Below are 22,056 nucleotides of genomic sequence, written 5' to 3' on the forward strand. Positions count from 1 at the left end.
TCTCCTCACAGCGCTTCCAGCACCTCCCGAATCCGGGTGGCCGCCCGTACGTCGAGCGGTTCGTCGCCTTCGTGCGCCAGCCGGGGCAGGAAGCCGTACAACACCGCCAACTGGCGGTCGTCGCGGGCGGCCCGCCGAACCCAGCCGACCATCGCGTCCTCGGCAGCGGCCGCCGAGCGGGCCCAGGTCAGGGCGGCCCGCAGCAGTTCGGCGAGGAGCGGTGCGCTGCCCGGGCGGGCCGCCAGCAGCGCGGTGGCCAGCGGCCAGGCGGCGTACGGCTCCAGCTCCGGCACCTCGCACAGCCCCCACAGATGGGAGGTGCGGGTGGTGACGGCGCGCAGCACCGTCAGCAGCGCGAGGTCCCGGCGCGGCCGCCGGGTGTCGTGCAGCCAGTGGGTGAGCACGGCGAGCACGGCCTCGGGGTCCGTCCCGGCCAGCAGCCGCAGCACGCTGTACGAGGTGATCCGGCCGTCGTCCTCGTACGCCAGCCGGGCCAGCTCCTCCAGGGACGCCTGGACCGAGCCCGCGGCGAGGCCGTAGCCGTGGGCGAGGGCCGCCGTCTCGCGCTCACGTTCGTCGTCGCCGAGCGCCCAGCCGCGCAACAGGCCGTCCACGGCGGGCCGTACGTCCTCGTCGCGGGACGCCTCGGCGAGGGCGGTGGCGGCCGCCATCCGCTGCACCGGGCTGTCGGCGCGGGCCAGCGGCAGCAGCAGTTCGACGAAGCCGTACAGGTAGTCGCGGGCGCAGAGCACGCCCGCGGCGACCGCCGCGCGCACCCACACCTGGGGGCGCGGGTCGTCGCACAGTGCGCGCAGCCAGCGGGCCATCGGGCCGCGGACGTTGTGGTGGCCGTCCCACGCCTCGTACAGCACCGCGGACGCCAGCCGCCGCCCCTGGAACCGGACGGCGCGGACTGGGACCGACGCGTCGCCCAGGTCCTCCACGCCGTCGCCGCACACCGCGCGCGCCGCGGCGAGCCCGGCCCCGGGGCGGGCGGCGAACAGCGGGCGCCCGGGCGCGTACTGGGGGTCGAGCGTGACGGCCAGCTCCCAGGTCAGCAGCTCGGCCGCCTCGGCGGTGAGACTGTGCGCGGAGCCGTTGAAGACGGCGAGCGCGATCCGCAGCGCCGCCGTACGCAGGGCGGGCAGCGCGGCGGGCAGGGTTCCGGAGCGGCCCGCGCCGTCGAACCACGCGCGGGCCTGATCCGGGGCGAAGGCCCGGCAGCGCTCCAGCAGCCCTTCGTCCGACAGCAGCCCCTCGGCGTGAGCGGCGAGGTGCCGGGCGAGCCGGGCGGCCTCGCCGGGACGCGGCTCGTCCAGGCCCAGGGCATCGGCCACGTCCGGGCGAGCGGCGGTGGCACGGGCGAGGTTCAGCAGCTCGCCGGGCTTGTCCCCGAGCAGGTCGGCCAACTGACGTTCCAGCACCTCGGCGGCGGCCGGGGGCTCGTACGGTACGGCGTGACGACGGTCGCTCAGCAACCGTTCGGCACCCGGCCCACCCGCAACCAGGACGACACCGAACGCCCCGCACTCGGCGAAGCGAGCACGCAGCCGGTCCAATAGGGGCCCGGGGTCGGTGACGTCGCCGGGAAGCGCGAGGAGGTAGCCGTGCCCGCGCTCGATCTGGTGCGCGGCGGGGAGGGCCCCGAGCCCGAACCGAAAGACGAGCCCGCTTGCCGGTACGGCGGTCTCAGCCGAGGCGGCAGGTCCGGCCGAGGCAGCGTGTGCGGCGGGCCCGGCCGAGGCGATGGATGCGGCCGAGCCAGGCCGCCCAGCGGGGCCAGCCGAGGCGACGGACGCGACCGAGCCAGACCGCCCGGCCGATCCGACCGAGTCAGCCGGTTCGGCGAGTCCGACCAAGTCGGTGGGCACGGTCGAGTCGGTCAGCCCAGCGGGTCCGGCCGAACCGATGGACGCGACCGAGCCAGTCAGCCCAACGGGGCCAGCTGAGGCAGCGGGTCCGGCCGAGCCAGCCGGTTCGTCGGGTCCGGCCGAGGCAGCAGATGCGGTCGAGCCAGACGGCCCAGCGGGTCCAACCGAGACGGCGAGTCCGGCGAGCCCGGCCGAGACGATGGGTCCGGCCGAGCCAGCCGGTTCGGCGGGCCCGGCCACGTCGGCAGAGGCAGCCGGGCCAGACGGCCGAGTGCGTCCAGCCGAGGCGACGGACGCAGCCGAGCCAGGCAGCCCGGCCGGTCCGACCGAGGCCGCGGGCCCGGCCGAGCCAGACGGCCCAGCGAGCCCTGCCGAGGCGACGGACGCGGCCGAGCAAGTCGACCCGGCGGGGGCGGCCGAGTGGGCCGGTCCGGCCGAGTCGGCCACCTCGGCACGCTCGGGCGCGTCCGACGGACCGGGTCGTTCGGGCCGTTCGGCCAGGTGCGCCGGTGCTCCGTGGCCCGTCGTCTCGGCGAGGAGGGCGAGGCCGGTCCAGGTGCGGCCGGTGCCGGGTTCGCCGCATAGGGCGAGGAGGTGGGTGCGGCTCAGCCGCTCCCGCATCCCGGCGTAGCCGGGGGCGGGCCGGTAGACCCGGCGCAGCAGGGCCAGCTCCTCGCGGGGGACCGGCCCTTCGGGGAGCGGACGGTGCTCGTCCCCGCCGGGCGGGCGCGGCGGGCAGTCGGCGGTGACGCGCAGATGCGCGCGCGCCTCGCGCGCCGTGCGGGCGCCGCCCGCCTCACCGGCGCCGTCCAGCGGGCCGCCCCTCGGGATGTCCAGCCGCCGCGGGCCCGGGTCCGCCGGGATGTCGATGCCGTCCGGTCCGTTCATCGCCCGCCCTCCTTCATGCCGTGGTCCCCGTATGTCCCCGGGGGTGGCGTTCTTGGAGGTGCGTGGGAGATCCGAAGCGGGCGGCGAGACCTCTCCCCCGATCCGTCCCGCCGCCCTTCTCCGGTGCCAGGCGCTGGGCCATGTGCACCCCCGTCGCACACGGTCCCGTTCGCCTGCGCCTCCTCCAGGGTGGGCCGGGGGCGGGGCGGGCGCTGTAGCCGTTTACACAGTCGCGCGCATTCGCGGGGCGTGCGCGCCCGCGCTCATTCGCAGGGGCGCGCCGGTATGTGCTCCCCGGCCGCGCGCCCCTCGGCCAGCAGCCGCAGCAGCCCCATGTCCCGCACCTCGAAGCGGCGCGAGGCGGTCCGTACCACGCCCTGGTCGCGCAGCAGCCGCAGCGCCTTGGCGACGGCCTCCCGGGTCGAGCCCACGGCGGCCGCGATGTCGTGCTGCGGCAACTGCAGATCGACGGCGATGGCCCCGCCGGGACCGGTGTGGCCGGTGCGTTCGGCGATCTCGACCAGCCGGGCGGCCAGCCGCTGGAGCACCTTCTCGGAGGCGAGGGAGCGCCGTTCACCGTCGGAGCTGCGCAGCCGCGAGCTGAACTGACGCATGATCAGTACAGTCGCGACCGGACGCGCGGCCAGATAGGCGCGGAACCGGTCGCCGGAGACCACGACCGCCTCCATCCGGCCGAGCGCGGTGACGGTGGCGCTGCGCGAGCCGTGATCCACCGCGGCCTGATCCCCCACCACCTCGCCCGCACCGCGCAGCGCCAGGATCAGCCGCACCCCGCGCTCGGTCTCCACGGAGACGGCGGCCCAGCCGGAGACGATCGCGACGACGAAGGTGGTGCGGTCGTGCTCGCGCAGGACGACCTCGGAGGGGCCGTACGTCCGCGGCCTGCCGAGCGCGAGGAGGGCGCGCCGGTCGTCGGCGGGGAGAGCGTGGAGAAAGGGCCGTCCGTCCTCGAAGAGACTCATCCGCCCTCCCGCTTCGCTGGTGGCTCGTCAAGGCTCGTCAAAAACGCGTCAAGTTACGGAGAACCGATGGGTATGGCGAGCACGCTAGGCAGATGGCACGGGCACGTCAACGGGCCGGGACAGAACCGGTGTCCCCGGGCGGACCTGCGGCGGAATCCGTTCGAACACCTCTGCAATCCCCCGTCCACCCGCCGGAGTCGGCGCCCCGGCGAAGGCCCGTCGCCGCGAGCGCGGCGAGCCCGGCGGTGACCGCGGCGAAGACCCAGCCCCCGCGCAGCGCCCCCGGGTCCGGCCGGGCGGCGCCGCCCGTGATGACGACCAGCGCGGCCACCCCCAGGGCCGAACCGCCCTGCCGGCATCAGCACGCCCGAGCCGAGGGACAGCTGACGAGCCGGGAGCAGTCCGGCAACCGCGGGCTACAGCCGTGGGTCCACCGGCTCCGATTCCAGGGCCAGCACCGCGAACACCGCCTCGTGCACCCGCCACAGCGGCTCACCGTCCGCCAGCCGGTCCAGCGCCTCCAGACCCAGCGCGTACTCCCGCAGGGCGAGGGAGCGCTTGTGGCCGAGGTGGCGCTGACGCAGTCGGTCCAGGTTCTCCGGGCGGGTGTACTCCGGGCCGTAGACGATCCGCAGATACTCCCGGCCCCGGCATTTGACGCCCGGCTGGACCAGTCGGCCGTCGCCCTTGCGGACGAAGCCCTGGAGCGGTTTGACGACCATGCCCTCGCCGCCCGCCTCCGTCAGCTCCAGCCACCACGCGACGCCCTCGGCCACCGACGCGTCGTCCTCGGTGTCGACGACCAGGCGGCGGGTGGGGGCGAGCAGCGGACCGCCCTCCGGTGAGGGCTTCTCCGCCTCGATCATGCGGTCGATCAGGGCGAGTTGCCGGTCGTGCGGGAGCGCGGCGAGGCTGCGGCCCTGGGCGGCCAGGATCTGGAACGGAGCCATCCGTATGCCGTCCAGTCCGTCCACCGGCCAGCAGTAGCGCCGGTACGCCTCGGTGAACGCGGCCGCGTCCACCGCCCGCCCGCGCTGCTTGTCGAGCAGCGCGGACACCTCGACGCCGCGCGCCGCCGCGCCCTCCAGCGCCGAGAGCACCCCCGGGAAGACGGCGCCCGAGGCCGCGCCCACCGCCGCGTACTGGTTGCGCAGCAGCCCTGCGGCCTTGAGCGACCACGGCATCAACTCGGCGTCCAGCAGCAGCCAGTCGGTCTCCAGCTCCTGCCACAGACCGGCGCCCTCGATGCCGCCGCGCACCCCGTCGAGAACGGACTCGGCCAGCCGCGGGTCGTCGAAGAACGGCCGCCCGGTGCGGGTGTACACCATGCCGGATACGCCCTCGGGCGCCCCGAAACGCTCCTTCGCCACTTCCGGGTCGCGGCAGACCAGCGCCACCGCCCGGGAGCCCATGTGCTTCTCCTCGCAGATCACCTGACGCACCCCGTCCGCGCGGTAGGCGGCGAACGCCTCCGCCGGGTGCTCCAAGTAGCCATCCTCGGTGGAGGTGGCGGCGGGGGCCATGGTGGGCGGCAGGTAGGCGAGCAGCCGGGGGTCGACGGCGAAGCGGCTCATGACCTCCAGGGCCGCCGCCGCGTTCTCCTCCTTGACCGCGATCCGGCCCATGTGCCGGGTCTCGACGACGCGGCGGCCGCGTACATCGGCGAGGTCGAGCGGACGGCCTTCGGTGCCGCCCGGGGCCTCGTTGCCCAGCGGTCTGACCGGCTCGTACCAGACCTGCTCGGCCGGTACGTCCACGATCGCGCGCTCCGGCCAGCGCAGCGCGGTCATGCGGCCGCCGAAGACGCAACCGGTGTCCAGACAGAGGGTGTTGTTGAGCCACGATGCCCGAGGGGTGGGCGTGTGGCCGTAGACGACCGCGGCGCGGCCCCGGTAGTCCTCCGCCCATGGGTAGCGCACCGGCAGACCGAACTCATCGGTCTCACCCGTCGTCTCCCCGTACAGCGCGTGCGAACGCACCCGGCCCGAGGTGCGGCCGTGGTACTTCTCGGGCAGCCCGGCGTGACAGACCACCAGCGCTCCGCCGTCCAGCACATAGTGGCTGACCAGCGACTCGATGAAGTCCCGCGCCCGGTCGGCGAACTCCGGGTCCGTGGTGTGCTCGCGGTCCAGCTGCTCGACCGTCTCGGCGAGGCCGTGGGCGATCTTGACCTTGCGGCCCTTGAGGTAGCGGGCGAGCTTGTTCTCGTGGTTGCCGGGCACGCACAGCGCCGATCCGGAGGCGACCATGCCCATCACCAGGCGCAGCACCCCGGGGCTGTCCGGCCCGCGGTCGACGAGGTCGCCGACGAAGACGGCGGTGCGCCCTTCGGGGTGGACGGCGTCGACCGGGCGGCCCCGCTCGTCGCGGCGCAGGGCGTAGCCGAGCTTGCCCAGCAGGGTCTCCAGCTCGGAGCGGCAGCCGTGGATGTCGCCGACGATGTCGAACGGTCCGGTGAGATGGCGCAGATCGTTGTAGCGGCGCTCGGTGGCGATCTCCGCGGCCTCGACCTGCTCGGCCCCGCGCAGGATGTGCACCTTGCGGAACCCCTCGCGCTCCAGGGACTTCAGGGAGCGGCGCAGCTCACGGCGCTGACGCGGGACAACGTGGGAGGGCAGCCCCGCGCGGTCGGGGCGGGTCGCGTTCCGCCGGACGCACTCCGCCTCGGGGATGTCGAGGACGATCGCGACCGGGAGGACGTCATGCTCCCGCGCCAGCTGGATCAGACCGCGGCGGGCCTCGGGCTGGACGTTGGTCGCGTCGACCACGGTCAGCCGCCCGGCCGCCAGCCGCTTGCCCGCGATGTAGTGGAGCAGGTCGAAGGCGTCGGAGGTGGCGCTCTGGTCGTTCTCGTCGTCGGAGACCAGACCCCGGCAGACGTCGGAGGAGACGATCTGGGTGGGCAGGAAGTGGCGCCGGGCGAAGGTGGACTTGCCGGAGCCGGTGGTGCCGACGAGGACCACGAGCGACAGGTCGGGCACGCCGAGGCTGCGCCGGTCGAGCTGCTCGGCGTCGGTCATGGCGTCGGTCATGCGGCGGCCTCCTTCGGTGTCGTGGTCGTGTTCGTGGTCGTGGTCGTGGTCGTGTTCGTGCTGCTGTCCCCCGCCTCCTGCCGGAAGAGCGCGAGCTGCGTCGGCGGGCCGACCTCGGGGTCGTTGGGGCCGACGGGACGGAACTCCACCGCATAGCCATGGCGTTCGGCGACGCCCCGCGCCCAGTCGCGGAACTCCTCGCGCGTCCACTCGAAGCGGTGGTCGGGGTGGCGGACCTCCCCGGCGGGCAGGGACTCCCAGCGCACGTTGTACTCGACGTTGGGCGTGGTCACCACGACGGCCTTCGGCCGGGCGGCGCCGAACACCGCGTATTCCAGGGCGGACAGCCGGGGCGGATCGACATGCTCGATCACCTCGCTGAGCACCGCCGCGTCATAGCCGGTCAGCCGGGAGTCGGTGTACGCGAGCGAGCCCTGCGTCAGCTTGAGCCGCGCCGACTGCCGCTCGGGCATCCGGTCCAGGCGCAGCCGCCGCGCCGCCTGGTTCAGCGCGCGTATCGACACATCGACACCGACGATCTCGGTGAACCGCGCGTCCCGCAGCAGCTCGCCCAGCAACTGGCCCTGGCCGCAGCCGAGATCGAGCACCCGGGACGCCCCGGCTTCCCGCAGAGCACCGAGGATCGCCTCGCGCCGCCGCACGGCCAGCGGCACCGGCTGCGGCGCACTCTCCCCATCCGGCTCCACTCCCCCACGCTCCCCCTTCTCCCCCTTCTCTCCCTGCTCGGCCTGCTCCGCCTGTCCTTCCCGCCCGGCGAACTCCCCGGCGGGCTCCTCGGCAAGCTCCTCCACCGCGTTGTCGATCTCCTCCACCTCGGCGTCGTCCGTCTCCGCGAGCCGCGCCAGCTCCAGCCGCTCCATCGCGCTGCGGGTCAGCGACCAGCGGCGGGCCAGATAGCGGTTGCTGATCAGCCGCTGCTCGGGGTGGTGCCCCAGCCAGCCCTCGCCGGAACGCAGCAGCTTGTCCACCTCGTCCGGGGCGACCCAGTAGTGCTTCGCGTCGTCCAGCACCGGCAGCAGCACATACAGATGGCGCAGCACGTCGGCGAGCCGCGACTCGCCCTCCAGCACCAGCCGTACGTACCGCGAGTCGCCCCACTGCGGGAACCGCTCGTCCAGCGGCACCGGCTCGGCCGTCACCGCCCAGCCCAGCGGTGCGAAGAGCCGCTCGACCAGGGCGGCGCCGCCGCGGGCGGGCAGGGCGGGCACCTCGATCCGCAGGGGCAGCGGCCGCTCCGGCAGCTCGGGCCGCGCCTTGCACTGTCCCCTCAGGGCGCTGGAGAAGACGGTGCTCAGCGCGACGGCCAACAGCGAGGAGGCCGCGTACGGACGGTCGTTGACGTACTGGGCGAGCGCGGAGTCGGGCGCGCCGCCCCGCCCCTTGCCCCGGCTCCGCCGCACCAGCGCGACGGGATCGACCTCCAGCAGCAGCGCCGCCGTGCAGCGCTCGGTGTCCGCCTCGGGGTAGAGGACGTGCGCGGTGCCGTGGGAGGTCGAGAACCGCTGCGCCTTGTCGGGGTGCTTGTGCAGCAGAAAGCCCAAGTCGGTCGCGGGGCGCTCGATGGTGCCGGTGGTGGATATCGTCAAGAACACCCGTCCGAGTATCGCCGGGTGAATCCCCCCTCACCTAATGGTTTCTCACCACGCCTAGTGGTTTCTCACCACGCCCGCCAGCTCCGCGATCCGGTCCGGCCCCACCCGGCAGCAGCCGCCGATGAGCCGCGCCCCGGCATCGCGCCAGGCCTTCACCCGCGCCGGGTCGAAGGTCGGCCGCCCGCGCCAGCTCCGGGCCGCCGCGTCCCACTCCTCTCCGCTGTTCGGATACACCGCCACCGGCTTTCCGGTGGCCTCGGCCGCGATCTCCACGGCCCGGTCCGCGTCGCCCGGCTCGCAGCAGTTGACGCCGACCGCGATCACCTGCTCGTTCCCGGCGGCGAGGGCGAACGCGTCCCGGAGCGGCTGCCCGGCCCGAGTGGTCTCCCCCGCGATGCTGTACGTTAGCCAGACGGGCACCCCGCAGCCCTCGACGGCCCGCAGCATGGCCGCCGCCTCGTCGGCGTCCGGCACCGTCTCCAGGGCGAGGACATCGGGCCCGGCCGCGACCAGCGCCTCGATCCTCGGCCGGTGGAACCGCTCCAGCTCGGCCACGCTCAGCCCGTACCGCCCGCGGTACTCGCTGCCGTCGGCCAGCATCGCCCCGTAGGGCCCGACGGAGGCCGCCACCCACACCGGGGCGGCCGGGTCGGCCGCGCCCTCGGCCGCTCCGCGCGCCAGCTCGACGCTGCGCCCCAGCAGCGCCGTGGCGTCCTCGCGGGCCACGCCCCGGTGGGCGAAGCCCTCGTAGGTGGCCTGGTAGCTGCTGGTGATGAGCACCCGTGCGCCCGCCCGCACATACGCGGCGTGCGCCGCCTCGATCTGCCCCGGGTCATCGGCGAGCAGCCGGGCCGACCACAGCTCGTCGGACAGGTCACAGCCCTGTGCCTCCAGCTGGTTGGACAGCCCGCCGTCGAGGACGAGCGGCCCGCCTTCCAGAGCGGTGGCCAGTGGCGTGGGCGGGACAGACATCACGGGTACTCCTGGTGGTTCGGTGAGCCACGAGGCTCGGTCAGCCCAGCTGGTTCTGGACCTGGGATGAGATCAGCTCAAGGTGATCGAGGTCGTCGAGGTCCATGATCTGGAGGTAGATCCGGGACGCCCCGGCCTCCGCATAGCGGCCGATCTTGTCGACGACCTCGGCCGGGGAGCCCGTCAGCCCGTTCTCCTTCAGCTCCGGGACCTCGCGGCCGATCGCCGCGGCCCGCCGGGCGACCTCGGCGTCGTCCTTGCCGACGCAGGCGATCAGCGCGTTCGAGTACACCAGGTCGTCGCCCTTGCGCCCGGCCTCCTCGGCGGCCGCCCGCACCCGGCCGAACTGCCGCTCACTGTCCTCCGCCGACGCGAACGGCATGTTGAACTCGTCCGCGAACCGCGCGGCCAGCCGCGGGGTGCGGGTCGGCCCATGGCCGCCGATCAGCACCGGCACCCGGTCCTGGGCGGGCTTGGGCAGCGCGGGCGAGTCGGTGAGCTGGTAGTGCGCGCCGTCATGGCTGAAGGTCTCGCCGACCGGCGTCTTCCACAGACCGGTGACGATGGCCAGCTGCTCCTCCAGCCGCGCGAACTTCTCCTTCGGGAAGGGGATGCCGTACGCGGTGTGCTCCTCCCCGTACCAGCCCGCGCCCAGGCCCAGCTCGACCCGTCCACCCGACATCTGGTCGACCTGCGCGACCTGGATCGCGAGGACGCCCGGCAGCCGGAAGGTGGCGGCGGTCATCAGGGTGCCCAGCCTGATCCGCTTGGTCTCGCGGGCCAGCCCGGCCAGGGTGAGCCACGCGTCGGTCGGGCCCGGCAGCCCGTCGACATCCCCCATGCTGAGGTAATGGTCGGAACGGAAGAAGGCGTCGAAGCCGAGGTCTTCGGTGGCCTTCGCGACGGACAGCAGGGTGTCGTAGGTCGCACCCTGCTGGGGCTCGGTGAAAATGCGGAGATCCATGCCCCCCATCCTGCCTTCTCATGCCGCACCACCCCACTCCCCACCCCACTCCAGCCCCGTGAGATGCCTCAGCATCCCGTGCACCCGGTCCCTCGCCTCGTCCGCCGCGTCGATCGCCTCGACACACTGCCAGTACAGCGCCTCCTCCTCCGTGCTGGAGGCGACGCCCACCAGCGCGAATCCCGCCTCCGCGAGCAGATCCCCCAGCGCCAGCAGCACCGCTCTGGGGTCCCGCACCTCCGACAGCTGAGCCGCCCGTAACCCCGCGCCGCGCAGCGCGGGATGGTGCAGCGCCGGGTGGAACAGGGCCCCTCGCGCCCTGCCGCCCGCCTCGCACAGGCCGCGCGCCTCCGCCCGCGCCGCCGCCGGGCCGCTCACCGTGAAGTATCCGCCGACCGCTTCCGCCAGCGCCTGGACCTGCCAGGCCTCGGCCACGATGTCATGCACGCCCCCGGCCTTCGCCAGGGCGTGCCGGGTGACACCGATCAGCCGCATCGCGTCCATGCCCCGAACCCCTCTCAACGGACTTTCCGCACCCGTCACTCCTCCACTACCCAGAGTGATGACTAACAGGCCGAAAAGCTAGGGGAATTCAGGAATCTGTTGACAACAGTTGCGTTGTGGATAACCTCATCACTACCGAGAGTGACGAACGGGCCCTCCGGGTGCCGCGACCGGGAACCGGCCCTCATTGCGGTCGATCTTCGCGGCCAGCGCGGCGAGTGCGTCGATCCCGAGCACTTCGCAGAACTGGAGCAGATACGCCAGGACATCGGCGACCTCGTCCTCGACCCGGGCCGCCTCCCCCGGCTCCGCCATCACCCGCGCCGACTCCTCCGGCGTCAGCCACTGGAAGATCTCCACCAGCTCCGACGCCTCGACGCTCAGCGCCGCCGCCAGGTTCTTCGGGGTGTGGTACTGCTTCCAGTCGCGCACCGCCGCGAAAGCCGCCAGCCTGCGCTGCAGGCCCGCCACATCAAGGTCATCGGATCGCCCGCGCTCGGCGGCCACGCGCCCAGGGGAGACGCGCCCAGCGGACTCAGAGGACTCAAGGTGCTCGGGAGACTCAAGGGACTCAAGGTGCTCGGGGGACTCAGGGGACTCACGCTCAGAGGACTCGCCCCCGCCCCCGGTTTCCCCCGGTGCGGGGGGGGCCCCCGCCCCCCCCCGTCACGTCCCCCACCGTCCCCACCAGCCGGATGTGCCCCCGTGCGCACATCCGGACCGCCACCCCCAGCAGCTCCCGCGCCTGCCGCCGGTCCAGGCACCGGTCGAAACCGTCCGCCAGCACCGTCAGCACCTGCCGCGCGGGAAGCACATCCGCCGCCGGGTCCATCGCCAGCACTCCCGGCCCGGTCAGCAGCACCAGCGCGAGCGCCAGATAGCGCAACTCCCCGTCGCCCAGCCGCTCCACCGGCATCGCGCCCAGCTCGCCCTGCTCCACCAGGGCCCGCACCACCCCACCCCCGGCCCCCTCGGTCACCAGGCCCTCCACCGGCCCCGCGCACCCCGCCCGCACCGCCGCGACCAGCGCCGCGTGCCGGGAGCCGCACTCCCGGCTGGTGCGCCGCAGCACCGCCGCCAGGTTCTCGCAGCCCCCGCGCAGCCGCCCGTCGCGCGGCGCCGCCGGTGCCCGCATCCGATCCGGCCGCGGATCGCAGGGGAAGACCGAGCGCAGCGCGATCACCACCTGCTCGGCGGCGGCCAGCGCCAGCCGCTGCCCCTCGGTGATGCCCGCCACCCGCAACGGCAGCACCGAGGTCGCCAGCCGGTCGTCGGGCAGCGGAGCCCGGGTGACCGCGACGGCCCCCGCCGTGTGCCAGGCGGCCTGGACGCAGCGCCGCTCCGGATCGCGCAGCGCCGTCTCCAGCAGCGTCTCCCCCGCCCCCGTCAACCGCTCGCCCACGATGCGCAGTTCGGGCTCGGCCTGCACGGCGACATCGAGCCGCACCGGCCCGACCGGGCCGTCCACGGTGCACCCGATCCGGAACCCGCGCCGCCCCTGCCGGTCCGGCCGTGCCCGGCGCGGGATGTACGACACCGGCTCGCGGAACACCTCCGCGAGCCGAGCGCCGCCCGCCAGGCGCGCGAGCGCCCCGTACGCCTCCAGCACGCCCGACTTACCACTTCCGCTCGGCCCGGCGAAGAGCGTCAGCGGTCCCAGGGAAAAGACCGCACGTCGATGGGACTTGAAGGCGGACAGCCTCAACTCGGTCACGGCGGGCCGCAGCCCGGATGCGCTCATGCCCGGAACATATCTGTGAGGAATACCGCCGAACCGTTACTCCTTCCGTATCTTCCTACCATCGGGGGATGGTGACGGTGGCCGAAGATGACCGAGGGGAACGTGAGGACGCATATGAACGGGGCGGCGGCGAGCGGCGGCCACGATGCCTGACAGCACCTTCTGGATCGCGGCCCTCACCGGCGGCACCGCCGTCCTGGCCAGTTGGGTCACCAGCCGCGGCAACACCCGGGCCGCCCAGATCCAGGCCGACACCGCGGCCCGCGCCCAGCAGACGGAGCGGCTGCGCGACAGCAGGCGGACCGCGTACCTCGAATTGATCGAGCAGATTCACCGCATGGGCGACTTCTACTGGGAGATCTCCGCGGCCCAGCGCGCCGGAGACTTCCAGCGCCGCCCCGCCCTGCTGGACGAAACGCTGGAGCGCGAACGCGACCACTACGGGAAGCTGCGGCACTGTGCGCGGGTGGTCGAACTGGAGGGCCCCGCCGCCGCGGGCGAGGCGGCCCACAAGCTCCAGAAGTCGACCAGCCGGTTCCACCGCTCGCTGGAGGCCATGGCCGCCGCCGACCCGGAGGGGATACGACGCTTCAACGACGCCTACAGCCCGTTCTGGGCCGCCCTCGGCGACTTCGTCGACACCGCGAAGGCGTCCCTGCAGGGGCCTTGACCGACGCCACACGTCAACCCGAAGCCGTCACTGCAAGGACACACGGCGGCACACAGACTGTCTCGCTCACTCTTGCCGTCGATGGCACGATGGTGTCCCGCGTGATGGTGTAGCCGATCAATCTTGAGTAGTGCGCCGGTGTACTCCGGCTGGTGGTGCCCGCTCCCTGCGCATGGAGCGGGCCACCGTGTAACTCTCCCTGATAAACGCCCAGTTCATCGAGGGAAGGAGATAAACGATGGCCCCCCATGGAGCGCCGGAACCCGCCCCCCCGTCCGCGGATGCCTGCACGCCGAACTGCCTGCCCCAGACCGAAAGCAGGGGCGCTGAAACACCGGCACGATCGCGCAGCCAGGACGCGGGCAGCGTGGTGGACGCATGGGCCTCAGCCAGCACAGACCTGGCCTGACGACCAATCAGAACTGGGAAGGCCGAGCGAGTAGTCAGAACGGCGAAAATGAAGGAGGTCCTCGTCAGCGAGGCTGACGAGGACCGTCAGCCAGGTTCGAGGGCTAGTTGCCGATCTCGGCATATCCCCAAGAGAGCGAGGAGTTCACCTGGGTGCAGTACGCCCAGGACCAGTTGCCGCTGCCCACCCTCTTCCACTGCTGGCCACGGACTTCCTGGCCGTTCTTGCACACCGCGACGGCCCGGAAGTAGCGCCCTTCCGCGGAGCTGCAGTAGGTGCCGAAGGTGTTGGAGTCCTGCGACTTCCGACAGCTGGCCGCTGCCGAAGCCGAGGACGGGTCTGCCACCGCTGAGCTGCCGCTCATCACGACCGTGCCAGCAGTCAGCGCCAGTCCAGCCGCTGCGACAGAGACTGTCCGAAGAAGTTTCACGATGAGATCTCCCAAGCGTAGTCGGTCGGTTCTCGAGCAGGCCAGGCCCCTGTCCCGCAAGCGAGAACCAGGGGTATCCGGGCCGTAAGCTCCGGTTCTCGTGCCAGATCCACGGTGCCGGTACCGCTTTGCATAAACCTTGCGGAAACCCTGAAACAGCAGGTCAACACACCTCTCCCACAGAGAGACCGATCGCTGCGGCAACCTGGGTCGGGAACTGCTGGAGTTCTCCACGCCGCGTGATCCTGCGGAGGTGGCACAGTTCGTCGCGCTGCGGGTGCTACACCCGGAGACCGACTTCTGGCGCTGCGGGCTCGCGGTCGCCGCCCGGTACGTCAAGGAGGTGGCCGAGAGTGGTGAACTGCGGGTGCCGTACGACTACGTGACCCCGATGGGCCATTCCGTGGAAGGCGGGGACGTGATCGTCGAGGTGGTAGAAGCGGGGGCCAGGGCGATCTCAGGTGCCCGAACGCGACCCGGGCCTGGAATGATTGGTTCATTCGCGCGGCCAGGCTTCTCTCCCTTGTCCTCCTGCTGCAGAACCGGGGCAGGCTGACCGCCGTGCTCTTCGAGATGCACGACGAGTGGATCGCCTTCCCCCGTCGTTACCTCCCCGAAGGCAGCATGGACGAGCTTTACCCCGAACTCCCCGAAAGTGCCCCGGCGCTACCCAATGCCACGAACAAGCAGACCAGTTGATCCCCTACACCATCACGAGGGACACGACCATGGCACGGTGCCCACTTCGCCGCAGACTTCACCCGGCCACGACTCGCGCATTTCGAAGCCCGGCTCAAGAACGCGAAGTGAGTGCCCGCCCCGTACCGGATTGATTCGGCACGGGGCGAGCCGCGAAGGTCAACGCTGGGCGGTGTACGCCACGAAGCTGGCCCACTCAGTGGAGGAGAAGGCGAGCTGCGCGCGCTGCTTGTCCTTGGAGTCCCGCACATGGACCGTGTCGGGGCGGGTGGCGACCTCGACGCAGTCGCCTTCGCTGCCGCTGCTGTAGCTGGACTTGTGCCAGATCAGTTCGGACGTGCTCATAGGTCTCCTCGCATCCGCTCCAGAAGGCTCCTGGAGTCCTCTGGGGTGAGGGCTTGCGAGCGCAGTTTTGCATACCGGTGCTGCAGGACGCTGATCTCCTTTGGATCAGAGATCAGGCGACCGTCTTTCTGACCTTCGGAGTACCCGAACCATCGGTGATCGGGTGTCTCCAGCAGCTGCACGGGGCCGTCCAGTCCGGCATGGACCGGCTTCCGCAATGGCATGACCTGCAACTCCACATTCCAGTGCCGCTCGTCTACGTCCAGCAGATGATCAAGCAGCTCCCGCGTGACCTCTTCGCCGCCCGTGTACCGTTCCAGCACCGCCTGTTCAATGATGATGAAGCTGAACGCCGTCGGCGGCTTGCGGCTGGTGGACAGCAGTTCCTGTCGTGCAAGCCGGGCGGCGATGCGCTCGGCCAGCTCCACCTCGTCCGGTACGGGCGGGACGCTCAGCGACACCGCCTGCGCGTACGCCTCCGTCTGCAACAGGCCCGGCGCTACCCGGCACTCGTACGTGTACAGGCTGATCGCCACCCGCTCCAACCGGGCCCACTGCCGGAACCAGGCCGCCAGCCCCGGCTGTCGGCACAGGAACTGTGCCGCCTTCCGTAGGGCACCGGTGTTGCCCAGCGCCTCCTCCGCCCGCTCCACGAGAGACGGCTCCGGCATGCGCCGACCCTGCTCGACTGACGCGACCGTGTGCTTGGAGAATTGCACCAGGTCGGCGAAATGCCCCAGCGCACGGCGGGGGCGGACAGATGTCCGGCCACGCCTGGTTCAGTCAGGCAGGGTGTCCAACTTGTTCTGGAGCTGTTCGGCATCCTCGTCGCGGTGCTGTGCCTGGTAGAGGCCAACGGCCTGCTGCCAGCTCTCGCGGGCCTGGTCGCGTTGGCCGAGGGCGGCGTGCACGCGCCCCAGCCATTCCAGGGCGTCGGCCTCGCCGTAGGCATGGTCGATGTCCCGCAGCAGCGCCAGTGCCTGCTGGAAGCGGGTCAGGGCCAGTGTGTGCCGGCCGTTCTGGTGGGCCAGGCGGCCCAGCGTGCCAAGGACGTCTGCCTCGCCGTCCCGGTCCCGATGACTGCGGAACAGGGCGAGCGCGGCCTCGCCATGGGCGCGGGCCTCCTCGTACCGACCGAGCCGGGCGCAGTACACGCACACCTGGTTGTGCGCCTGGGCCTCCCAGACCGGCGTTTTCAATGTCTGGAAGAGAGCGAGGGCGTGGCGGGCGTGTTCAAGCGCCTGCTGATGGTTCTCCCGGCGCTCCCAGGCATAGGCCAGTACCAGGGAGGTGTGGGCCATCTGGACGGCGTCTTCGGATGTCTTGCCCAGGGACATGGCCTGGTGAAGGTGGTCCAGTGCCTCATCGTGAAGGTTGGATCGGATGCAGGCGATGCCCAGGTTGCGACGGGCGAGTATCTCCGCCTCGGAGTCGCCGAGTTGCTGGATCGCCTCCAGCCCCCTTCTCCAGGCGTCGAGTTGGGCGTGCAGGTGGCCGTTGCGGCGGTGAAAAGTGTCCAGTACCCATGCCATCCGCCACACCACTTCGCACCAGCCCGAGTCGGCAGCCAGCCGCTGGGTCGCCAGCAACACGGCATGCTGGGTCTCCAGCCAGGCCAGCGCCTCCGTCTCATCCGCCAGTGCCAGCGGGCGGCAGCCGGCGGACGGCTCCGGGAATTCGATCTTCATGCGGTGCGGGTGCAAGAGCTGTTCGGCTGCGCGGGCCGTGTGGAGGTAGAAGTCGGCCAGGCGCCGCAGCGCGGCATCGCGCTCTTCCTGCCGGTCGGTCCGGTGGGCCTGCTCCGCCGCGTACAGGCGCAGCAGGTCGTGCTGGCGATAGCGGCCGGGTGCGATCTGCTGGACGAGGTGGAAGTTCTCCAGTTCCCGCAGTGCCGCACGTACGGCGGTGACCGGCCGGGCGACGAGGCTGGCGACGGAGGAGAGCCCGATCTCCGGCCCGGGGGCCAGTGCCACGAGCCGGAACACGTCGGCTGCCGCGACGGTCAGGGCGCGGTACGACACGGTGAAGGTCGCGCGCACGTTGGCCGACAGCTCACCTGCGTCCAGTGCGTCCAGCCGGGCCGACTCGTCCTGGATCTCCTCTGCCAGCGCTGCGAGTGGGAAGTCGGGGTGGGCCGCCGCGCGGGCCGCGACCACGCTGATCGCCAGCGGCAGTCCCGCGCAGTGCACCAACAAGGCGGCGAGGGCTTCCGGTTCGGCCGCTATCCGCTCCTGGCCCAGGTGGCGGCCCATCAGCTCCAGCGCTTCGGTGTCGGTCAGTACGTCGAGCGTCACGATCCGGGCTCCGTGGGCGCTGGCCAGTCCGGCCACCCGCCGGCGGCTGGTGACCAGCACCGTGCAGGTGGCGCTGCCCGGCAGCAGCGCGGCCGCCTGCTCGGTATCGGCGGCGTTGTCCAGCACGATCAGCATCCGCCTGCCCTCGACCAGGCTCCGGTACAGCCCGATCTGAGCCTGCACATCCACCGGCACGGACCCGGAATCCACCCCCAGGGCATCGAGGAACCCGCGTATCGCCGCGGCAGGCGCGACGGGCTCACCCGAAGGATCGAAACCGCGCAGATCGACGTAGAGCTGCCCGTCCGGGAACCGGTCGATGTTCTGGTGCGCCCAGTGCAGGGCCAGCCAGGTCTTGCCGATCCCACCGCTACCGCCGATCGCGGAGATCACCACCGTGCCACCCGGCTCACCCGCCGAATCCAACGCCTTGGTGAGCTCCGCGAGCTGGCGGTCCCTGCCGGTGAACCCGTAAGGGCGGGCGGGAAGCTGACGAGGCACCGGGGAGACGACTTCGGCGCTCGCGGGCTCCGGCTCCGGGGGAGCCAGGGCCGGGTCGGCGGTGAGGATCTGCTGGTGCAGATGTTTCAGCGCGGGGCCGGGGTCGGTGCCCGTCTCCCCCGCCAATCGCTTGCGAATCTGCTGGTAGTGAGCCAAGGCATCGGTGGCCCGTCCACTGCGGTACAGGGCCAGCATGAGCTGAGCGGCCAGCCGCTCATCCAGCGGGTGCTGCCCGACGCGGACGGTGAGCGTGGGCAGCAGCTCGCCGTGCAGCCCGCTCCGTAACCGGACGTCAGCATTGTCCAGCTCGGCCGACAGCCGTTCCCGCTCCAGGGTCTGGCGCAGATCGCAGAACCACGGGGTGTCCACGGTGGCGAACGGCTCCCCCCGCCACAGCCCGAGCGCCTGCTCGAACAGGGCCGCGGCACTGCTGTCGTCCTCGGCCGTGCGGGCCTGCGCGAAGAGAGCGCGGAAGCGGTGCAGGTCGACATCGGAGGCATCGACGGTCAGGACGTAGCCGCCGGACCGCCGCGAGAGACGTACCTCCTCCGCGGCGGGAGCCAGGGCCTGCCGCAGGCGGGAGATATAGCTGTAGAGCGTCCCCTTGGCCCGCTGCGGAGGACGTTCCCCCCACACCCGGTCGACCAGCTGGTCGACCGACACCACCTGGTTCGCATCGACCAGCAATGCCGCCAGCACCCACCGCTGCCGGGCAGGACCCAAGTCGACCGGCTCAGCGCCCACACACGCCTCGACGCCGCCGAGTAAGCCGAACTCCACCGCCATACAGGCCTCCCCCTCGGCTGAAACCCTGACCCGGGGACATCCGCTCCCACCAGCCGGTTCAAGGTCTTGCGAGTTTTGTCCATGACTGGCCAAGCAGAGTCATTCCCGGCAGAAGGCCACCGGAAAACTTCTTTCCGCGCCGGTGGCACTGGCTCAAGGCCAACAGCCTCACAAGGAGAAGTGATGACTCAGTATGTGAAGCGGTCCGCAGTGGTGGTAAGTACGCTGGCGCTCGCCCTCGGCATCGCGGCGCAGGGTAGCGCGCACGCTGCCACCGGCACCGGCACCGGCACCGGGCACACCAACCCCAGCAGCTACGGGAAGGCCACGTTCAGCGCCTCTTCGGGACTGCCCGCCACCGGCACGACCGCTCAGCACGAGCAGGCGGCCGGTCAGGCGAACCTCCAGCGCGCGAGCTGGCGCTGGGTCTGGGGCCCGTCGGGTATCACCAGGACGTACTTCGCCGAGCACAACAGCAAGTGGAATTCACGCCCCTACACCACCAACGTCAAGAACCACGGCGTCTGGTACACCTGCATGAAGAACAGGTACGTCCGGGTCACGATCAAGAACGTGGACAGGAACAAGACCATCCTCGACACCGGGTGGAAGAAGTGCACGGGAAATCGGCAGGCCAAGAAGGCCACCGGTACCTACAAGCCGGGCGAGACGCTGCGTGTGTACGCGTACGCCGGGAACCCGATTTCGTGGGTGAAGGTCGGGGCGGTGGAAAAGCGCTAGCCCAGACAACAGGCGCTAACCCTGCGTGGTCCTGCAGTGCGCTCACCGCGGTGCGGTGCAGGACCACGCGACCGCACACCCTGCGGATCGCTGCGGCCCGCACGCCTCGCGGCGTCGGCCGGGACGAAGCGGTTCGAGTCCGGGGCGGCTGACCGGATGTCACGGCAGCAACGGAACGGCATTGGGGAGACATAGCGGGGCTAGAGGTAGCGGCAGCGGGCGGGCGTGAGCGGGACCGGGGTTATCAGCGGTATCCGCCGGTGGACGAACCCGACGAGCTGCTGCTGTCCCGGCTGAGGGAAAAGATGATCGACCTCGCGCCGGACTTCCAGCGCCGGGCCGGTATCTGGAGCGACGTCCAGCAGAGCCGTCTGATCGAGTCACTGCTTCTTTCGCGGGCGCGGTCGGCACCTCGGGAACCGTGACAGCCGGAACGCGGTCGGAGAACCCGCGTTGGGCTTGGGCGGCAGTCAACCCACGGTCGGCCATGACGTCGACGAGTTGTTCGGTGACCTGTGCGAGGGTCGGCCAGGCCGTGGGGTCCAGGGCGAGTACCGCAGAAACCGGCGGCGGATGGAGTTCGGGCGGCAAACCAGCGAGGTCGGGCGGGTGACCGGGTCGCTTGACTTTACTGTCTATTTACGGTGAGCTCCGGCGTCTGATTTCTGAGATCCGGAGGGATCCCGCATGAAGCGCACGATACGTGCTGCCGTTTTATCCGTCGCCCTCACCGGCCTCGCGCTGAGCGTCTCCGCCTGTTCGGAGGAGGAGGCCGTCGACGCCGTCGACAAGGCGGTGGACCAGACATACGAGGTCACCTATGAGGTGACGGGAAAGGACGTCGCCTCGATCGAGTTCAACGGGGGTGGCGGCAAGGCCATGGAGCCCGAGACCGCGACGGTGAACAAGCCCGCGCTGCCCTGGAAGAAGACGGTGACGCTGCGGGGCATCATGCCGTCGGCGGTGATGCCGGTCTCCAGCGACCCCACGGTGAGCTGCAAGATCGTACACAAGGGCAAGGTCATCGCGGAGGGGAAGGGCGAAAAGCTGATGAAGGCCGGTGGCTGCGTCGCGGAGTCTCCGATCGGCGGCTGACGCCGGGCGGTTCACTCACCGTGGTACATCCGGTGCAGGTCGACCAGCTCGACGTCGGCGCGTCGACCGGCCTCGCGCCGGAGATCGTCGGTGAAGCCGGAACGTGCGAAGAGCAGGAGTCTGGGCAGGGCCCCCACACGGGCGCTGGGCAGCAGCCCCCGGAGGTGTTCGAGCCGTTCCAGCTGTGGCAGGCCGACGGGGGTGAGGGTCCCCTTCGCCTCGCCGATCGCGGTGATCCGCTCGGGGCCGAACGCCGGTGACTCCGCCGCCACAAGGTCCAGTTCATGCCCGCGACGATGCTCCCGGCAGGCGATCTCGGTCGGGCGCACCCGGTTCGCACGACCGCCGAGGGTCTCCGGCGCGGCGTGCTCGAAGCACCACTGGCGGGCGAGATCTTCGAAGTGCGGGCCGTAGATCTTCCCGGCGACGGTGTCGGCGTTGTCCGCCCAGACGCGGTCGGCACGGCCCACGACCAGCTCCGGCTCGTGCCGCTGGCTCAGCAACTGGTGCAGCCGCACGACCGGTTCGGCGATCCGGAAGACGCTGCGCTTGTCCCTGAGGGCGTCCTCGACCTGCTCCACCAGGCCGATGTCCTGGAGACCGGAGAGCAAATGCGCCAGCGCGCTGCTCGGCCGCCCCAGGGCTCCGGCGATCTCCGACCGCCGGTGATGCCCGGCGCTGACCGCCGCCAGGACCGCCGCATACGAGGTCGGGTCCGAGATCGAGGGCTCCTCACGCAACAGCAGCCCGCCTTCGCGAAACATCGCGGAGGCGGGGTTGAGGAGTCGGCGGGCCACCCACCGGTCGAAGTCGGCCAGGTCCTCCGGCCCCGCTCCCCCGCACATCTCGCGGTACGCCGGGGTCCCGCCCACCAGCGCGTGCAGCCGGAACGCCAGCTCGGGGTCCTGGGCCACACCCCAGAACGCGGCCGCCTCCCGGAACCGGAAGGGCCGCACCACGAGCTCCATCCCCGCCCGGCCACGCAGCGGGGCGCCTCCGCCCAGCAGCTGCGCCATCGTGGTCAGCGCGCTGCCGCACAGGATCATCCGGGTCCGGGTGTGCTCCTTGGCATGGCTCAGCGGGCTGAGTGCCTGCTGGAGGTAGGAGGGCAGCGCCGGGGTCGCCGACACCAGGTAGGGGAACTCGTCGATCACCACAGGCACCGCGGCGTCCTCACCGATCCGCAGCAGCTCGTCCAGCGCGTCCCGCCAGTCGGTGAACAGCACCGGCCGCCGCAGCCCCCGGAACGCCGCGTACGCCGCGCCCAGGTCCGCGAGGTTCTGCGCCTCGCTCTGCTGGGTCGCCGCGAACAGGAAACCGCCCGCCTGGCGTGCCAGCAGTTCGAGCATCAGCGTCTTCCCCTGCCGCCGCCGCCCGTACACCAGGCCGAGCGAAGCCCCCTGCTGCCCGGACGCGGCGAACTCGCTCAGTTCCCGCCACTCCCCGTCCCGCGCGAACAGCCGCTCCGGCTTCGTCACTATAATCACCCCTGAAGTTATGATAGCTGCAACTATCATA

The 22,056-nt window shown here is 71.6% G+C and carries 19 protein-coding genes and 1 pseudogene; 6 read left to right on the plus strand and 14 right to left on the minus strand.

What is annotated here, in order from left to right:
- Window positions 1-5: 5 nt before the first annotated feature.
- The 9 genes from ABZ370_RS16080 to ABZ370_RS16120 all read right to left on the minus strand — a co-directional run bounded on the left by ABZ370_RS16080 (window position 6) and on the right by ABZ370_RS16120 (window position 12,568).
- On the minus strand, window positions 6-2,759 hold the full coding sequence (locus tag ABZ370_RS16080; RefSeq protein WP_358620605.1) for a hypothetical protein: 2,754 nt from the start codon (window positions 2,757-2,759) through the stop codon (window positions 6-8).
- A 263-nt stretch (window positions 2,760-3,022) separates the two neighbouring features.
- Window positions 3,023-3,742: a Crp/Fnr family transcriptional regulator gene (locus ABZ370_RS16085; RefSeq protein WP_358620607.1), complete on the minus strand. Its 720-nt coding sequence runs from the start codon at window positions 3,740-3,742 to the stop codon at window positions 3,023-3,025.
- Between the two features lie 416 nt (window positions 3,743-4,158).
- Entirely contained in the window at window positions 4,159-6,762 is a 2,604-nt protein-coding gene (locus tag ABZ370_RS16090; RefSeq protein ID WP_358620928.1) for a polynucleotide kinase-phosphatase, read from the minus strand.
- An 8-nt stretch (window positions 6,763-6,770) separates the two neighbouring features.
- Window positions 6,771-8,387 (minus strand): 3' terminal RNA ribose 2'-O-methyltransferase Hen1, encoded by a 1,617-nt coding sequence (locus ABZ370_RS16095; RefSeq protein ID WP_358620610.1) that lies wholly within the window; start codon window positions 8,385-8,387, stop codon window positions 6,771-6,773.
- A 54-nt stretch (window positions 8,388-8,441) separates the two neighbouring features.
- Window positions 8,442-9,359, minus strand: coding sequence for a homocysteine S-methyltransferase (gene mmuM, locus ABZ370_RS16100; protein ID WP_358620613.1), 918 nt, complete (start codon window positions 9,357-9,359; stop codon window positions 8,442-8,444).
- A gap of 40 nt (window positions 9,360-9,399) precedes the next feature.
- Window positions 9,400-10,323, minus strand: a complete 924-nt coding sequence (locus ABZ370_RS16105) for an LLM class F420-dependent oxidoreductase (protein ID WP_358620616.1) — start codon at window positions 10,321-10,323, stop codon at window positions 9,400-9,402.
- A gap of 18 nt (window positions 10,324-10,341) precedes the next feature.
- Window positions 10,342-10,827 (minus strand): DUF6099 family protein, encoded by a 486-nt coding sequence (locus ABZ370_RS16110; RefSeq protein WP_358620618.1) that lies wholly within the window; start codon window positions 10,825-10,827, stop codon window positions 10,342-10,344.
- Between the two features lie 132 nt (window positions 10,828-10,959).
- The gene (locus ABZ370_RS16115) at window positions 10,960-11,334 is read right to left on the minus strand and encodes a nucleotide pyrophosphohydrolase (protein WP_358620621.1); all 375 of its coding nucleotides are present in this window, start codon (window positions 11,332-11,334) and stop codon (window positions 10,960-10,962) included.
- Between the two features lie 97 nt (window positions 11,335-11,431).
- Entirely contained in the window at window positions 11,432-12,568 is a 1,137-nt protein-coding gene (locus tag ABZ370_RS16120; RefSeq protein WP_358620624.1) for an ATP-binding protein, read from the minus strand.
- 145 nt (window positions 12,569-12,713) lie between these two features.
- Here ABZ370_RS16120 and ABZ370_RS16125 point away from each other — a divergent pair, with 145 nt between their 5' ends.
- Window positions 12,714-13,238 (plus strand): hypothetical protein, encoded by a 525-nt coding sequence (locus ABZ370_RS16125; RefSeq protein WP_358620626.1) that lies wholly within the window; start codon window positions 12,714-12,716, stop codon window positions 13,236-13,238.
- Window positions 13,239-13,750: 512 nt separating this feature from the next.
- Here ABZ370_RS16125 and ABZ370_RS16130 read toward each other — a convergent pair.
- The gene (locus ABZ370_RS16130) at window positions 13,751-14,011 is read right to left on the minus strand and encodes a hypothetical protein (RefSeq protein WP_238577488.1); all 261 of its coding nucleotides are present in this window, start codon (window positions 14,009-14,011) and stop codon (window positions 13,751-13,753) included.
- Window positions 14,012-14,330: 319 nt separating this feature from the next.
- On the opposite strand from ABZ370_RS16130, the gene ABZ370_RS16135 reads away from it, so the two are divergent.
- Window positions 14,331-14,633 carry a hypothetical protein gene (locus ABZ370_RS16135; protein WP_358620628.1) on the plus strand — a complete coding sequence of 101 codons (303 nt, stop codon included), beginning with the start codon at window positions 14,331-14,333 and terminating at the stop codon, window positions 14,631-14,633.
- Between the two features lie 5 nt (window positions 14,634-14,638).
- Window positions 14,639-14,776 carry a hypothetical protein gene (locus ABZ370_RS16140; protein ID WP_358620630.1) on the plus strand — a complete coding sequence of 46 codons (138 nt, stop codon included), beginning with the start codon at window positions 14,639-14,641 and terminating at the stop codon, window positions 14,774-14,776.
- Between the two features lie 159 nt (window positions 14,777-14,935).
- On the opposite strand, the gene ABZ370_RS16145 is transcribed toward ABZ370_RS16140, so the two are convergent.
- The 3 genes and pseudogenes from ABZ370_RS16145 to ABZ370_RS16155 form a co-directional block, all read right to left on the minus strand.
- Window positions 14,936-15,121: a DUF397 domain-containing protein gene (locus tag ABZ370_RS16145; RefSeq protein ID WP_358620633.1), complete on the minus strand. Its 186-nt coding sequence runs from the start codon at window positions 15,119-15,121 to the stop codon at window positions 14,936-14,938.
- Window positions 15,118-15,843: pseudogene (locus ABZ370_RS16150) on the minus strand (DUF5753 domain-containing protein); the annotation flags it as partial. The gene ABZ370_RS16145 and the pseudogene ABZ370_RS16150, both read right to left, overlap by 4 nt.
- Window positions 15,844-15,900: 57 nt before the next feature.
- Window positions 15,901-18,702: a BTAD domain-containing putative transcriptional regulator gene (locus ABZ370_RS16155; RefSeq protein ID WP_358620636.1), complete on the minus strand. Its 2,802-nt coding sequence runs from the start codon at window positions 18,700-18,702 to the stop codon at window positions 15,901-15,903.
- Between the two features lie 183 nt (window positions 18,703-18,885).
- Here ABZ370_RS16155 and ABZ370_RS16160 point away from each other — a divergent pair, with 183 nt between their 5' ends.
- From ABZ370_RS16160 to ABZ370_RS16170, 3 genes are all read left to right on the plus strand, one after another.
- Window positions 18,886-19,443, plus strand: a complete 558-nt coding sequence (locus ABZ370_RS16160; protein ID WP_358620638.1) for a hypothetical protein — start codon at window positions 18,886-18,888, stop codon at window positions 19,441-19,443.
- Window positions 19,444-19,703: 260 nt separating this feature from the next.
- On the plus strand, window positions 19,704-19,868 hold the full coding sequence (locus ABZ370_RS16165) for a hypothetical protein (protein WP_358620641.1): 165 nt from the start codon (window positions 19,704-19,706) through the stop codon (window positions 19,866-19,868).
- 262 nt (window positions 19,869-20,130) lie between these two features.
- On the plus strand, window positions 20,131-20,538 hold the full coding sequence (locus ABZ370_RS16170; RefSeq protein WP_358620644.1) for a hypothetical protein: 408 nt from the start codon (window positions 20,131-20,133) through the stop codon (window positions 20,536-20,538).
- An 11-nt stretch (window positions 20,539-20,549) separates the two neighbouring features.
- Here the strand turns inward: ABZ370_RS16170 and ABZ370_RS16175 are convergent, their stop codons facing one another.
- A complete protein-coding gene (locus ABZ370_RS16175) occupies window positions 20,550-22,025 on the minus strand; it encodes an ATP-binding protein (protein ID WP_358620646.1) in 1,476 nt (491 codons plus the stop codon).
- Window positions 22,026-22,056: the final 31 nt, after the last annotated feature.

The sequence above is a fragment of the Streptomyces sp. NPDC005962 genome (assembly GCF_040629205.1).
Lineage (GTDB): Bacteria > Actinomycetota > Actinomycetes > Streptomycetales > Streptomycetaceae > Streptomyces.

Excerpts from the sequence above, each read along its gene's own strand:
- ABZ370_RS16080 (WP_358620605.1), bottom strand. The coding sequence starts at position 2,759 with ATGAACGGACCGGACGGCATCGACATCCCGGCGGACCCGGGCCCGCGG.
- ABZ370_RS16085 (WP_358620607.1), bottom strand. The coding sequence starts at position 3,742 with ATGAGTCTCTTCGAGGACGGACGGCCCTTTCTCCACGCTCTCCCCGCC.
- ABZ370_RS16090 (WP_358620928.1), bottom strand. The coding sequence starts at position 6,762 with ATGACCGACGCCGAGCAGCTCGACCGGCGCAGCCTCGGCGTGCCCGAC.
- mmuM (WP_358620613.1), bottom strand. The coding sequence starts at position 9,359 with ATGTCTGTCCCGCCCACGCCACTGGCCACCGCTCTGGAAGGCGGGCCG.
- ABZ370_RS16105 (WP_358620616.1), bottom strand. The coding sequence starts at position 10,323 with ATGGATCTCCGCATTTTCACCGAGCCCCAGCAGGGTGCGACCTACGAC.
- ABZ370_RS16110 (WP_358620618.1), bottom strand. The coding sequence starts at position 10,827 with ATGGACGCGATGCGGCTGATCGGTGTCACCCGGCACGCCCTGGCGAAG.
- ABZ370_RS16120 (WP_358620624.1), bottom strand. The coding sequence starts at position 12,568 with ATGAGCGCATCCGGGCTGCGGCCCGCCGTGACCGAGTTGAGGCTGTCC.
- ABZ370_RS16125 (WP_358620626.1), top strand. The coding sequence starts at position 12,714 with ATGCCTGACAGCACCTTCTGGATCGCGGCCCTCACCGGCGGCACCGCC.
- ABZ370_RS16130 (WP_238577488.1), bottom strand. The coding sequence starts at position 14,011 with ATGAGCGGCAGCTCAGCGGTGGCAGACCCGTCCTCGGCTTCGGCAGCG.
- ABZ370_RS16145 (WP_358620633.1), bottom strand. The coding sequence starts at position 15,121 with ATGAGCACGTCCGAACTGATCTGGCACAAGTCCAGCTACAGCAGCGGC.
- ABZ370_RS16155 (WP_358620636.1), bottom strand. The coding sequence starts at position 18,702 with ATGGCGGTGGAGTTCGGCTTACTCGGCGGCGTCGAGGCGTGTGTGGGC.
- ABZ370_RS16160 (WP_358620638.1), top strand. The coding sequence starts at position 18,886 with ATGACTCAGTATGTGAAGCGGTCCGCAGTGGTGGTAAGTACGCTGGCG.
- ABZ370_RS16170 (WP_358620644.1), top strand. The coding sequence starts at position 20,131 with ATGAAGCGCACGATACGTGCTGCCGTTTTATCCGTCGCCCTCACCGGC.